This is a genomic window from Streptomyces sp. NPDC046939 (assembly GCF_040644575.1).
Taxonomy (GTDB): domain Bacteria; phylum Actinomycetota; class Actinomycetes; order Streptomycetales; family Streptomycetaceae; genus Streptomyces.
Genome location: NZ_JBEYWV010000046.1, coordinates 27,517 through 41,226, shown reverse-complemented (window position 1 = coordinate 41,226; position 13,710 = coordinate 27,517). Strand labels below are relative to the sequence as shown.

Annotated in this window: 11 protein-coding genes; 2 read left to right on the top strand and 9 right to left on the bottom strand. The window is 72.7% G+C overall.

From position 1 onward, the window contains the following. Positions 1-23: 23 nt before the first annotated feature. From ABZ877_RS36090 to ABZ877_RS36080, 3 genes are all read right to left on the bottom strand, one after another. Entirely contained in the window at positions 24-2,699 is a 2,676-nt protein-coding gene (locus ABZ877_RS36090) for a GNAT family N-acetyltransferase (protein ID WP_361080176.1), read from the bottom strand. A 56-nt stretch (positions 2,700-2,755) separates the two neighbouring features. Next, positions 2,756-3,748 (bottom strand): nitroreductase, encoded by a 993-nt coding sequence (locus tag ABZ877_RS36085; protein ID WP_361080175.1) that lies wholly within the window; start codon positions 3,746-3,748, stop codon positions 2,756-2,758. A 167-nt stretch (positions 3,749-3,915) separates the two neighbouring features. Next, positions 3,916-4,806: a universal stress protein gene (locus ABZ877_RS36080; protein ID WP_361080173.1), complete on the bottom strand. Its 891-nt coding sequence runs from the start codon at positions 4,804-4,806 to the stop codon at positions 3,916-3,918. Positions 4,807-4,974: 168 nt separating this feature from the next. Between ABZ877_RS36080 and ppk2 the strand changes: the two genes are divergently transcribed. After that, positions 4,975-5,766, top strand: coding sequence for a polyphosphate kinase 2 (gene ppk2, locus ABZ877_RS36075; protein ID WP_361080171.1), 792 nt, complete (start codon positions 4,975-4,977; stop codon positions 5,764-5,766). 3 nt (positions 5,767-5,769) lie between these two features. On the opposite strand, the gene ABZ877_RS36070 is transcribed toward ppk2, so the two are convergent. Together ABZ877_RS36070 and ABZ877_RS36065 are read right to left on the bottom strand one after the other, a co-directional pair. Further along, positions 5,770-6,240: a flavodoxin domain-containing protein gene (locus ABZ877_RS36070; RefSeq protein ID WP_361080170.1), complete on the bottom strand. Its 471-nt coding sequence runs from the start codon at positions 6,238-6,240 to the stop codon at positions 5,770-5,772. 103 nt (positions 6,241-6,343) lie between these two features. After that, positions 6,344-6,550 (bottom strand): DUF2180 family protein, encoded by a 207-nt coding sequence (locus tag ABZ877_RS36065; RefSeq protein ID WP_361080168.1) that lies wholly within the window; start codon positions 6,548-6,550, stop codon positions 6,344-6,346. 216 nt (positions 6,551-6,766) lie between these two features. Between ABZ877_RS36065 and ABZ877_RS36060 the strand changes: the two genes are divergently transcribed. After that, complete coding sequence (locus ABZ877_RS36060; protein WP_361080166.1) at positions 6,767-9,148, top strand: phosphoketolase family protein; 2,382 nt, start codon at positions 6,767-6,769, stop codon at positions 9,146-9,148. Here the strand turns inward: ABZ877_RS36060 and ABZ877_RS36055 are convergent. The 4 genes from ABZ877_RS36055 to ABZ877_RS36040 all read right to left on the bottom strand — a co-directional run bounded on the left by ABZ877_RS36055 (position 9,145) and on the right by ABZ877_RS36040 (position 13,642). Further along, the gene (locus tag ABZ877_RS36055; protein ID WP_361080164.1) at positions 9,145-10,116 is read right to left on the bottom strand and encodes a glyceraldehyde 3-phosphate dehydrogenase NAD-binding domain-containing protein; all 972 of its coding nucleotides are present in this window, start codon (positions 10,114-10,116) and stop codon (positions 9,145-9,147) included. The genes ABZ877_RS36060 and ABZ877_RS36055 overlap by 4 nt on opposite strands. A 169-nt stretch (positions 10,117-10,285) precedes the next feature. After that, a complete protein-coding gene (locus tag ABZ877_RS36050; RefSeq protein WP_361080162.1) occupies positions 10,286-10,912 on the bottom strand; it encodes a hypothetical protein in 627 nt (208 codons plus the stop codon). 532 nt (positions 10,913-11,444) lie between these two features. After that, positions 11,445-12,914, bottom strand: coding sequence for a HAMP domain-containing sensor histidine kinase (locus ABZ877_RS36045; RefSeq protein WP_361080160.1), 1,470 nt, complete (start codon positions 12,912-12,914; stop codon positions 11,445-11,447). Beyond that, positions 12,911-13,642 carry a response regulator transcription factor gene (locus ABZ877_RS36040; protein ID WP_361080158.1) on the bottom strand — a complete coding sequence of 244 codons (732 nt, stop codon included), beginning with the start codon at positions 13,640-13,642 and terminating at the stop codon, positions 12,911-12,913. Before ABZ877_RS36040 ends, ABZ877_RS36045 begins: the two co-directional genes overlap by 4 nt. Positions 13,643-13,710: the final 68 nt, after the last annotated feature.

Here is a 13,710-nt window from a genome sequence, read left to right as displayed (position 1 = left end):
GGACTTCGATGAGGCCGCCACCGTCAGCGCAGACGCCGCAGGTACGGGTCCTGGGGACGGGCCGGTGCCAGCCTGATCCGGGCGTCGAGCGCGGTGACCCCGCCGCCCCAGGCGAGCACCGGGTTCAGGTCCGCCTCGGCCAGTTGCGGGAGATCGCTCGCCATCCGCGAGAGGCGCAGCAGGAGTTGTTCCAGTCCTTCGAGGTCGACGGGGCCCTCGCCGCCGTGCCCGAACAGCAGTGGGGCGCAACGCGGCGCGGTGATCAGGTCGTGCACGTCGTGGTCGGTGAGCGGGGCGAGCCGGGCCGCGTGGTCGGCGAGGACCTCGGTGGCGGTACCGCCGAGCCCGAACAGGACGAGCGGGCCGAACACCGCGTCCTGGACGACGCCCGCGACCAGCTCGATGCCGCGCCGGGCGAGCGGCTGCACGATCGCCCCGGTCATCAGTCCGGCGAAGCGTGTCTCCAGGTCCCGGTACGCGGCCCGTACCTGGGAGTCGCCCCGCAGGTCGAGGTGGAGGGCGTGCTCCTGGCTCTTGTGCAGCAGCCCCGGCCAGTAGGCCTTGAGGACGACGAGTCCGTCGGGGCCGCGCAGCCGCTCGGCGGCGAGGACCGCGTCGTCCTCGGACGTGGCCCAGGCCCAGGGCAGTTGCGGGATGCCGTAGCAGTCGAGGAGCGCGGCGCACCTGACCGGGTCGAGCCACCCTCCGTCCTCGTGGGCGGCGAGGTAGGTGTCGACGACTTCCTTGGCGCGGCCGGGGTCGGTGTCGGCGACGACGGGGACCGTACCGGCCGGGCGGGCCAGCCACCGGCCGCGGGTGACCGCGTGCGCCAGGGAGCGCGCCGCCGCCTGGGGGTCGGCGTAGGCGGGGAGCAGCCCGTCGTCGGCGGGGAGCAGCCGGACGGGCTCCGCCTGGTCGAGCAGGACCGCGGCGAGCGTGCGGTGGTGCCGGAAGCCGTGGTCGCGGGTGAGGGACCGGACGAGATCGTCGCCGGTCGCCACGGAGACGGCGGTCGGCACCAGCGCCACCAGGATCGCGTCCACGGCGGGGGACGCGGCGAGTATGTCGAGGCAAGTCCGCAGTTCTCCCTCGGAGACGGCCGCGGTGGCGTCGACCGGGTTGGTGACGGCGGCTCCCGCGGGCAGGACGGACAGCAGCCTGTCGACGAGTTCACCGCCCAGCTCGGGCACGGTGAGCCCGGCCTCGGCGCAGGCGTCGGCGGCGAGGACACCGGCGCCGCCCGCGTTGGTGACGACGGCGACCCGGTCGCCGGACGGCAGTGGCTGCGCGTGCAGCAGGGCGGCGGCGCCGAGGAGTTCCGGGATGGTGCGGGTCGCGGTGACACCGGCCTGGAGGAAGAGGGCCTGGCGCGTCATGGTGCGGGTGGCCGCGGCGGCCGAGTGGGAGGCCGCCGCCCTGCGGCCGGCCTCGGTGCGTCCCGCGTCGACGGTAAGGACGGGCATGCGCCGGGTGACGCGGCGCGCGGTGTGCGAGAACGCGCGCGGGTTGCCGAAGGACTCCAGGTGCAGCAGCGCCAGGTCGGTGCGTCCGTCGCTCTCCCACCACTGGAGCAGGTCGTTGCCGCTGACGTCGTACTTGTCGCCCAGGGAGACGAAGGTGGAGACGCCGATGCCGAGGCGTGCCAGGCCGCCGAGGAGGGCGATGCCGACGCCGCCGGACTGCACGGCGACCCCCGCTGTGCCGGGCCGCGGGTGGGCGGCGGTGAAGGTGGCGTCGAGGCGCAGGTCCTCGTCCGTGTTGGCGAGGCCGAGGCAGTTGGGGCCCACGCACCGCATGCCGTAGGTCCGGCACGTCTCGAGGAGCGTGGCCGCCTGGGTGGCGTCGAGCCCGGCGGTGACGACGAGCAGGGCCCGGACGCCCGCCTTCCCGCAGTCCGTGGCGACGGCGCCGACCTGGGCGGCGGGCACCGCGACGACCACGAGGTCCGGGACCTGGGGCAGCGCGCTCACGGTGGGGGCGGCGCGTACCCCGAGTACGGACGCCGCCTGCGGATGAACGACGTACAGGCTTCCCGTGTAGTTGCCGGTGCGCAGGTTGTGCAGGAGGGCCCGGCCGACCGAGCCGGGCTTGCGGCCCGCGCCCGCCACGGCCACCGAACGCGGCCGCAGGACCGGTATCAGACTCGCCACGTCGGCGGCGCGTCCGCGCTCCTCCACGGCCGTCAGGTAGTCGTCACTTGGCGCGAGTTGTACGGTGCAGTGCACCTCGGGTCCGTCGAACCGTCGGGCCGTGCGCAGGCCGAGGTCGGCGAAGACCTTGAGCATCTCGTGGTTCTCCGCCAGGGCGTCCGCGGTGAAGGCGCTGATGTCGTCCTGGCGTGCCGCGGACGCCAGGTGTTCGAGGAGCAGGGTGCCCACGCCGCGGTGGTGCCAGGCGTCCGACACGGCGAGGGCGATCTCCGCGAGATCCTTGTCCGCCGTCCGCTCGTACTCGGCCACGCCGATCAGCCGTCCCTCGGCCTCCGCAAGGAGCCCGTGGTAGCCGGGCCGGGCCGCCTTGCACATGCGGTCCGCCGCCATCCGCGCCGAGGAGCGGCTCAGTCCGAAGAAGCGCAGCCGCAGGTTCTCGGCCGACATCTCCTCGTAGAACGTCCGCACCGCGTCGTGGTCCGCGTCGGTCGCCGCACGGATGCGTACGGTCGTGCCGTCCGCGAGCAGCGCGTGCCGTGCCTCGTTCATGGCCTCTCCCCTGTCTCCCCTGTCCTTCATGTCCGACCGCTCCGATCCCTCGGGCCTCATTCGATGCTCAAGATGTCCTTGACGGGCCGCCGCGGGGTCATCGGCCCCCTCGGTCCGTGGCCGAGCCGCAGGACCATCTGGACGTGCCCGATGTCCGACAGGGGGTCACGGGCGAGGCTGCGCAGGTCCGGCCACTCCAGCGGGTGCGAGGTCAGCGAGGCGACGAGGTCGTTGCGGGTGGCGACGAGCAGGACGCGTTGCAGGGCCTGCCCGGCGCGCAGCCAGTCCGGGGGCGTGTCCCGTTCCGTGCCGAGCAGCGCCAGCCGGGGCGCGCTCTCGAAGACCTGGGCGTCGCGGCCGCCGACCGGGCGTCGTCCGGCGAAGTCCCGTACCAGTGCGTCGCCGTCCCGCGCCCGTGGTCCGAAGGCGTAGCCGGGAACGCCCTCGGCCGTCGCGTCGGCGTCGTCCCCGACACGGGTCCAGCGCTCGACGTCGCCCATGCGGCCGGGGTCCGGCAGGTCCCGGTCCTCGGCGTCCCGTACGAGGTCCCGCAGCAGTTCGCTGTGCCAGGGGTCGGCGAAGAGCAGCCGGGAGTGCTCGAGTCGGGCCGCGTCCAGGAGCGCGGCCCGTACCTCCTCGGGCAGAGCGGTCTCAGCGAAGGGCCAGCGGCTGGTGTGCCGTTGAGCGATCGCGGGATACAGCTCCGCCATGCGGGGGAGCTCGTCGGGCGGGGCGGGCACGCCGAACCGCACCGTGGCCAGCAGCAGCCGGTCCCCGGGGTCGGGCAGCAGACGCACGCGGGGGCTCAGGCCGAGGTGGGCGGCCGCGACCCGCACGTTGAACAGGGCGGCTCCGCACCCCAGGTGCACTCCCCGGAGGTCGGGATCGGTGACCGGCATGGCCCGTGCCGGGTCGGCGCGGAGCGTCAGCGTCCGGCTGCCGGTGTCGAAGTGGAACCGCCACGGCTGGGCGTTGTGCATGGACGGCGCCTTCGCGGCGTCCCGGACGATCTCGGCCAGGGCCTCCCTGTTCAGAACTGACGCGGGCATGGCCGCCTCCTCTTCGCTCGCCCGGGTTTCACCGGCTGTCGTCTCCGCCGGTCGGGCCGGGCGCCGCCCACCCCGCCGTCGGGGAACACGTCCACGTGCCCGTACTGCACAGGCGTGCTCATCACGGGTCTTCCTTCCTTCGCGACGTCACGCGACGTCACGTGACGTCAGGGATGGGGTACGACGGCGACGGGGCAGCGGGCGTGATGCATCAGCGCGTGGGTGACGGGTCCGTTGTGCCGGCCGAGCACGTGGCCCTCGTGGGCGTGCCGTCCGACCACGACGAGTCCGGCCTCCCCGGCGGCGCCGAGCAGCGACGTCGCCGGACGCCCCTCGACCACCGTCCCGACCACCTCGACCCCGGGGAACTTGTCGCGCCACGGCCTCAGCACCGCGTCCTGGAAACCGCGCCACTCCTCCCCGCGCCGCGGCCCTTCGGCGAGAGCGAGTTCGCCCGGGCCGAGTGTGTACAGGGCGGGGCTCCGCCAGGCGGACAGCACCCGCAGGCGGGCGCCCCTCAACCGTGCGGCGGCGAAGGCGAAGTCGAGCACTTCGTCACAGGGATCGGCGAGATCGAGCCCGAGGACGACGGTCGCCCCCCGCGACGAGGCAGGGCTCTCGTCGAGCACGCCGGTGCTCACCAGCACGACGGGTACGGGCGATGCCGCGGCCACGTTCTGCGCCACCGACCCCACCACGATCCCGGTGACCGTCGCGAGCCCGCGCGATCCGAGCACCAGGATCCCGGCCTCCTTCGCGGCGCCCAGCAAGGCGGCCGACGCGGGTCCCTCCAGCGCGTCGGCCGTCAGCGGCACCCGCGGACAGACAGCACGTACGCGGCTCTCCCCCTCGTCCAGCATCCGGCGCGCCCGCACCCTCTGCGCGGCCCCGGCCGCCGTGACGCCGGCGGGCACGTCGGACGGCGGGTGCGGGTTCCAGTTCCAGGCGTGCACGAGCCGCAGGGGCAGATCACGCAGCTCCGCCTCCCGCGCGGCCCACTCGACGGCGGCGAGGCTCTCGGCGGATCCGTCGACTCCGGCCACTACAGGTCGCTCCATGACGCTGCCTTCCGTGCGGTCTCCTGCGCCGTCCCGCCTCATGGTCGCGTGAGCGGCGAGCGGCGAGCAGGGGCCGCCGGACCTTGGATGAGGACCATCCGGCCCCTGCCGCACACAACCGACCGCCCCGAACCCTGGTGCCAGAGCCCTTGGCGGAGGAGGCCGGTGGTGGACAGGGTGGACAAAGCCGCGTACGAGAAGGAGCTGTACCGGCTCCAGACCGAGCTGGTGAAGCTCCAGAGCTGGGTGAAGGCCGAGAACGCCCGCCTGGTCGTGGTCTTCGAGGGACGTGACGCCGCGGGCAAGGGCGGCACGATCAAGCGCGTGGCCGAGCATCTCAATCCCCGCTTCGCCCGCATCGTCGCCCTGCCCGCGCCGACGGAGCGCGAGCGTTCGCAGTGGTACTTCCAGCGGTACGTGGAGCAGTTGCCGGCGGCCGGGGAGACCGTCCTGTTCGACCGCAGCTGGTACAACCGGGCGGGCGTGGAGCACGTGATGGGTTTCTGCACCCCCACCGAGCACCGCCGCTTCCTCCAGCAGTGCCCGATCTTCGAGCGGCTGCTCGTGGACGACGGCGTCCTGTTGCGCAAGTACTGGTTCTCGGTCAGCGATGCCGTGCAGGAACAACGCTTCCACCGTCGTCTGAACGACCCGACCCGGCGCTGGAAGCTCTCCGCGCTCGACATGGAGTCCATCACGCGCTGGGAGGCGTACTCGCGGGCCAAGGACGAGATGCTGGTCCACACCGACATCCCGGAGGCGCCCTGGTACATCGTCGAGAGCGACGACAAGCACAGCGCGCGCCTCAACATGATCGCGCATCTGCTCTCGACGGTCCCGTACCGGGACATCCCGCCGCCCGGACTCGCCCTGCCGAAGCGGCCGGCCTCCTCGGGCTACCAACGCCCGCCGCGCGACCTGCAGACCTACGTCCCCGATCACGCGGCCCGGCTGCGGTGAGGGTCACGGTCCTTTCGGTGCGCCCTGCCGCCGGGACAGCAGACCGCGCCGCTTCGGTCGCCGGATGCGACTGCCGACCTGGCGGGACCAGGCCGAGATCTGCTCGAAGTCGCGGAAGTCCCCGTAGTGCTCGGGCCGCAGATATCTGTCGGCGAGCCAGTTGCCGCTGCCCGGCCGCAGGCAGCCGCCGAACGTGATGTGCTCGCGTCCGTTGAGTCTGATCATGAGCTGGTGCACCGTCGGGACGGGCGGGATGGCCGACTTGCTCGCCGAGTCGTCGAGGGGTCCGCTGCTGAACAGCCACAGCGGCCGCTGACGGAGCGCGGCACCCTCCGTCTTGGCGAAGCGGTGGGCCGCTTTGAGCCAGCGTGACTCGTACAGCGGGCTGCCGAGCACCACCGCGTCGTACGCCTGCACGTCGACGACATCGTCGACCAGCAGCATCTCGGCCACGTGTCCCGTGCCGTGCAGCACTTATGTGATCGTGCGGGCGATCTCCGCCGTGGACCAGTTCTTCGTCGCGTAGGCGACGAGCACCCTGCTCCCCATACCTGTTGCCTTCCTCGGGACGTGCGGCTCAGAACCGATGCTCCGCGTCATGACAGGTCGGGCAGGTCAGACGGCGGGCGGGCTGTCTGGACGTGGAGAGCCCCATGCCCTCCTGCCGGTGTATCTCCTGGGTCGACACCTTGAGGTGATCGGGACAGAGCGCGGCGCCGCACGTTCGGCAGACGGCCACGGCGGCGGTCGGCGTCCCGGCTTGGTGGCAGTCGTAGCAGTTCATCCTTCTCCGCACCTTCTGTGCTGGGGATGCCGGGCACGCTAGCCCTCCCGCCCGGCCCTGCACAGGCGACAGTCGGCCTCATCTCCCGCGCCGGCGACGACGGCTGTGGGGCCGGTCGGGCCGTTTCGGGGACCAGCGGCCCCTGCTCGCATCGGCAGAACTTCAGCAGGTTGGTGACGACCGGTTCCGGCCCACATTCCACGCCCGGAGGCGTGCATGCCCCAGAACACCGCACCTCCCGCGCCCGTCCTGTCCGACGACGAACTGCGCACCCTGGACGCCCACTGGCGGGCCGCCAACTATCTGGCGGCCGGACAGATCTACCTCATGTCCAACCCGCTGCTGACCGAGCCCCTCGCACCCGAGCACGTCAAACCGCGCCTGCTGGGCCACTGGGGCACCTCCCCGGGCCTCAACCTCGTCCACACCCATCTGAACCGGATCATCAAGAAGCGCGACGTCGCGGCCTTGTGCGTGTGGGGCCCGGGCCACGGCGGCCCCTCCGTCCTCGCCAACTCCTGGCTGGAGGGCACCTACTCGGAGACCTATCCGGACGTGAGCCGGGACGCGGCGGGCATGGCCCGCCTGTTCCGCCAGTTCTCCTTTCCCGGCGGCGTCCCCAGCCACGTCGCCCCGGAGACCCCGGGCTCCGTCCACGAGGGCGGCGAACTCGGCTACTCACTCGCCCACGCCTACGGTGCCGCCCTGGACAACCCCGGGCTGCTGGTCGCCTGCGTCGTCGGCGACGGGGAGGCCGAGACCGGTCCGCTGGCCGCCTCCTGGCACGCCAACAAGCTTCTGGACCCCGTTCACGACGGCGCCGTCCTGCCGATCCTGCACCTCAACGGCTACAAGATCGCCAATCCGACCGTGCTCGCACGGATCCCGGAACCGGAACTCGACGCCCTGCTGCGCGGATACGGCCACGACCCCCTGCACGTCACGGGGGACGACCCGGTGGCCGTACACCGGGCCATGGCCGCCGCCCTCGACCGCTGCGTCGACCGCATCGCGGCCATCCAGAGCGCCGCACGCGCCGGTGGAGGCCACCCGCGCGAACCCTGGCCCATGATCGTGCTCCGGACGCCGAAGGGCTGGACGGGGCCCGCGGCCGTGGACGGAGTACCCGTCGAAGGCACCTGGCGCGCGCATCAGGTGCCCCTCGGCCAGGTGCGCGAGAACCCCGGTCACCTGAGGCTTCTGGAGAGCTGGCTGCGCTCCTACCGGCCGCACGAACTCTTCGACGAACACGGCAGGCCCACCGCCGACGTCCTCGCCTGCGTCCCCGAAGGAACCCGCCGCCTGGGCGCCACCCCGCACGCCAACGGCGGCCTGCTCCTGCGCGACCTCCCCCTCCCGGCGATCGAGCGGTTCGCGGTCCCCGTCGACAAACCCGGACAGACCCTGCACGAACCCACCCGCGTCCTGGGAGGGTTCATCGAGCACGTCATGCGCGACACCGCCGACCGCCGGGACTTCCGCCTCTTCGGCCCGGACGAGACCGCCTCCAACCGGCTCGGCGCCGTCTTCGACGCGAGCGGCAAGGCATGGCAGGCCACGACAGTGAGCACGGACGAACATCTCGACCCCCACGGCCGCGTCATGGAGATCCTGTCCGAACACCTCTGCCAGGGCTGGCTGGAGGGCTATCTGCTGACCGGCCGCCACGGGCTGTTCTCCTGCTACGAAGCGTTCGTCCACATCGTCGACTCGATGGCCAACCAGCACATCAAGTGGCTCAAGACCTCCCGGCAGCTGACCTGGCGCGCGCCGATCGCCTCCCTCACCTACCTCCTCACCTCACACGTGTGGCGCCAGGACCAGAACGGGTTCTCCCACCAGGACCCCGGCTTCGTCGACCACATCCTGAACAAGTGCCCCGAGGTCGTCCGCGTCTACCTGCCGCCGGACGCCAACACCCTGCTCTCCGTCGCCGACCACGCCCTGCGCAGCAGGGACTATGTGAACGTCGTCGTCGCGGGCAAGCAGCCCTGCTTCGACTGGTTGTCGGTGGACCAGGCCAGGGTCCACTGCGCGCGTGGCGCGGGGATCTGGGACTGGGCCGGAACCGCGACGGACCGGGAACCCGACATCGTCCTCGCCTGCGCGGGTGACGTACCCACGCAGGAAGTGCTCGCCGCGGCCCAGATACTGCGGCACCGGCTGCCCGAACTCGCCGTCCGGGTGGTCAACGTCGTCGACATCGCCCGCCTGATGCCGAGGGAGGAACATCCGCACGGCATGACCGACTTCGAGTACGACGGCCTGTTCACGACCGACAAGCCCGTCGTCTTCGCGTACCACGGGTACCCGTGGCTGATCCACCGCCTCGCCTACCGCCGCACCGGCCACCACCACCTGCACGTCCGCGGCTACAAGGAGGCCGGCACCACGACCACCCCGTTCGACATGGTCGTCCGCAATGATCTCGACCGCTTCCGCCTCGTCATGGACGTCATCGACCGCGTGCCCGGTCTCGGCGTCCGCGCGGCCTCGCTGCGCCAGTCGATGGCCGACACCCGCGCCCGCCACCACGCCTGGATACGTGCGCACGGAACCGATCTGCCGAAGGTCGCGGACTGGAACTGGACCTCCTAGCCGTTCTTGGCGCCCGACGGCGATGCGCCTTCATCGGCGGCGAGAGAGAAGTATCCCTCCTCTTCCTGGGCGAAGTGCAGCCGCAGGACGGTGTTGAGCCCGTAGAGGCAGGAGCGCAGGTCGTCGAGTTGCTCCGGGACCAGGCCGCCACCGGCGTGGGCCAGCCGAAGGTGGGTGGCGATACGACGGGAGAGGCGTTCGATCTCGGTGTGGGTCCGGCTCATGGTGGTCGTGGCCTCGGGGCCGCCGAGGGCGGGGGCGAGGGCCGGGTACAGCTCGTGCTCTTCGGCGTACTCGTGCGGCAGCAGCCTTTCGGTGAGCAGCCGGTGCGCCTCCTCCACGGCGGCCCGGGCCTCGGCGCCGTGGGGGTCCGACAGCCGGCCGGCCGCGTCCCGTACGGCGTCGAGCACGTCCTGGAGGTCGGCGTGTTCGAGGGCGAAGCGGTGGATGAGCGATTCCACGGCAGGGGTGAGGGCCGGGCGCAGGGCGCGGTCGACGCGCAGGGCCCGCAGGGCGTTGAGGATGACGGCCGCGTCGATGCCCTCCTGGAGCAACGCGCCGACGGCGGGCGGGAGCACGTCCTTGCCCGGCGCGGACAGCAGCACGGTGCGGGCCCCGGCCTTCAGGTGCAGGGCGGCCGAGTCGCGGGTGCGGAAGCGGCCGGTGGACTCGATCACGACGTCCACGCCCGCGTCGGCCCAGCGCAGCGCGGCCGGGTCGCGCTCGGCGCTGACGGCGATCTCATGGCCGTCCACGGTGATCGCGGTGTCGCCGTGCCGGACCCTCCGGCGCAGCGGCCCGAACGTGGAGTCGTAGGACAGCAGATGGGCCAGGGTGACCGGAGAGGCGATGTCGTTGATGGCGACGACCTCGAGGTCGAGGGGTTCTTCCTCGACGCGGTCCATGGCGGCGCGCAGATAGGTGCGGCCGATGCGGCCGAAGCCGTTGATGCCCACGCGGATGGTCATGGTGGTGCGCTCCTTCGTGGATCGGGGTCCCGGGGCTCGTCCCCGGCGGGGCGAGGCCGGCAGGCCGCCACGGATGATGCGTGACCGGCTTGCCGGGTGTGTCGCCTCTGTGCGCGCGAGGCCGGTGCCCCGGCCCCGTCGTGGTGTGGCCGTTCGGTGTCGTGACCGTTCAGCGCAGCCAGGCGTGGTCACGGACGAACGGCAGCCTGGCCCACAGGCGTCCGAGCCCGAACGCCTCACCGGCGGCCGCCGCCGCGAGCACGATCAGGGCGAGCGCGTAGATCACGTGGTAGTCGGCGAACGGGTTCGTCGACATGCTCGGGGAGCCGTCCGACAGGTGCTTGGCGGGCGGCCACTCGGCCAGCCACATCAGCGCCATCATCGCCGTACCGGCCACGGCCGCCAGGCGCAGTGCGACGCCGCTCATCACGGCGACGCCGATGCCGAGGAGGCCGAGCATGAACAGCCAGTCCGCCCAGGTGTCGCCGGCCCAGGAGTGGAACGTCGACTCCATCGGCCCTGCGGCGACCCCGCTGAGGAAGCCCTTGGTCGGCGAGCCTCCGTCGATCCAGCCCTTGCCGGACGGGGTGGCGTACCCGAGTCCGAAGGTCTTGTCGAGGAAGGCCCACAGGAAGACGAAGCCGGTCAGGATGCGCAGGCTCGCGAACGCGTAGGCCTGGGCGGTGAAGGTGCCGGTGTCGACCGACACGTCGGTGCCGCGCGCGGCGGCCGAGTGCCGGCGGAAGGACGGCAGGTGGAAGCCTCCGCCGCTGTGAGAGGGGTCGTGGACGGCCATGACGCGGTCCCTTCGACGAGGATCGACGGATGTCCTTGCACTGCCAACTCTCGCGCCGTCAGGCCGGGGACACCGCGTGCCGAACGTCCGCGGCAGGGGCGTGAACGGCCCTGCGCGCAGGGCCGCTCGGACCTTTGACCGCGGCACGTCCGGTCCCGGCGCGCCACCCACGGAAGCGGGGTGGTGCGACAGTTCGGCGAGTCGCGACGGTTCAGGGTGATGGATCAGCTCTCCCAGGGCTCCGTGGCCGCTGGGCAGCTCACCGATCGCCGTCCGCTCGGCGTCCACCAGTTCGACCCCGGCCTCTGCCGTGCGCCGCGTCGATCCTTGCCTGCGACGCGTCGAGCATGGCGTCGAGCCGGGTTTTCGGCACGTGCTGCTCGTGCGTCCCGTCCATCGCTTCCTGCCCGGGCCCAGGACCCGCGGGCCCCGGGCTGCGGACGCCGACAGCGTGTGCCACCCTCCCCGCGCCAGGGCACCCTGCCCGACGGCACCCACCCGGCCCAGACAGGGTGGCTGGCTCCGTGTCAGGTCACCCGGTGGCGGTCGGTGCTGTGGCCGCGGGCAGCGTCACCGTGAAGACGGTGCTGCCCGGCTCGCTCGCCACGGTGACGCTCCCGCCGTGTGCGGCCGCGACCGCCGCGACGATGGACAGGCCGAGCCCGGTGCCGCCGCCCTCCCCGCGCGGGCCCTCGCCGTGCACGAACCGCTCGAAGAGGGCCGGGAGCAGTGCTGCGGGAATGCCCGGGCCGTCGTCGGCCACGGTGAGATCCACCGTGTCGCCCGCCGGGATCAGTCCCGTGGTGACGCGGGTGCCGGGCGGGGTGTGCCTGATGGCGTTGGCGAGCAGGTTGGCGAGGAGTTGGTGGAGGCGGTGCGCGTCTCCCACCACCATGACCGGTTCGGTCGGCAGATCCAGGGACCAGCGGTGTCCGGGGCCGGTCGCGCGCGCGTCGGCGACGGCGTCGAGGACGAGCCGGGTCAGGTCCATCGGCCTGCGCTCCAGCGGCCTGCCGGCGTCGAGCCGGGCGAGGAGGAGCAGGTCGTCGACCATGGCGCCCATCCGGGCCGACTCGGCGGCGATACGTTCCAGGGCTCGGGTGACCTGCGGCGGCACGGGGCCCGGGTGCAGGAGGGCGAGTTCGGCGTGGCCGCGCACCGAGGCGACGGGTGTGCGCAGTTCGTGGCTGGCGTCGGCGGAGAAGCTGCGCAACCGCTCCTCGCTGCGCTGGCGCTTGGTCAGGGCGTCCTCGACGTGGCCGAGCATGCGGTTGAAGGCGCCGGTGACCTGGTCGACCTCGGTGCTGCGCGGGCGGGTGTCCGGTGCGCGCGCGGGCAGCGCCACCTGGCCGCTGGCCAGCGGGGACTCGCTGACCTGCCGAGCGGTCGCGGCGATCCGGCTGAGCGGGCGCAGCGACCAGCGCACCCACAGGGCGCCCGCGACACCGGCGCACAGCAGAACGAGGCCGAAGACGCTCAGGCCGACGAGTTCGAGGCGGTGCGTGGCGGCCTCGACGGGCTCCAGCGGAAGCCCGGTGATCAGGACATCGCCGTCGCGGCCCGGCCGGGCGGCGACCCGGTAATCGTCGAGGGCCGACAACTCGACGCTGTGGCCGCGGCCGTCGACCGGCACGGCACTCAGCGCCCGCTCGTCCTGGTCGCTGAGGTCGACGGTGAGGTCCGTGGCGTCGTCGCCGCCGCGGACCACGGCGGCGTTGGTGACCGTGCCGCCGGCGAGCCGGACGCCGAGCGTACCGGTGGCCTGCCTGCGGGTGTCGCCGTGCTCGTCGCCGTCGTGATCGTCGCGGCGGGTGGACCGGTGCTCCAGACTCGCCGCGAAGGCGCTGCCGGTGTCGGACAGTTGCTGGTCGACGCGGTCGGTGAGGAAGGCGCCGAGCTCCAGGACCGCCGCTCCGCCGACCGCCGCGCAGCCGATGGCCAGCAGCACGAGCAGCCCCGCGGTGAGCCGGGCACGCAGGGTGTGCGGCCGGAGCCGCCTCACCGGCCCACCGGCTTGAGGACGTATCCGGCGCCGCGCACCGTGTGGATCATGGGTTCGCGGCCCGCGTCGATCTTCTTGCGGAGGTAGGAGATGTACAGCTCCACGACATGGGCCCGGCCGCCGAAGTCGTAGGACCACACGAGGTCGAGCAGCTGGGCCTTGCTCAGGACGCGGCGCGGATTGCGCATCAGGCAGCGCAGCAACTGGAACTCGGTCGGCGACAGCTCGACCGGGACGCCGCCGCGGCTGACCTCGTGCGCGTCCTCGTCCATCTCCAGATCACCGACCACGAGCAGCGAGGCCGCGGCCCGCTCACGGGTCATTCCGGCGCGCCGCAGCAGACCGCGCACCCGCGCCACCAGCTCGCCGAGGCTGAACGGCTTGGTCACGTAGTCGTCGCCGCCCGCCGTGATCCCGGCGATGCGGTCCTCGACCGTGTCGCGCGCGGTCAGGAAGAGCACACACACGTGTGGCTGCGCGGCCCGCAGCTCCCGCAGCACGGACAGGCCGTCGCGGTCGGGCAGCATGATGTCGAGGACCACCGCGTCCGGGTGGAAGTCGTGGGCCTCGCGCACGGCGGCCCGGGCGGTGGCGGCGGAGCGCACCTCCCAGCCCTCGTAGCGCAGGGCACCGGCGACGACCTCCGCGAGGTCGGGCTCGTCGTCGACGACAAGGACACGCACGGGCGTACCGTCTGGGCGGGTCAGGCCCGCTGGGCGTTGGTTCATGGCCCCTCCAGGGTCTCTCGGTCCGCTCTGAGTTTCCTCTGAGCGGGCTGCCCGGCTCCGTCCTGAGA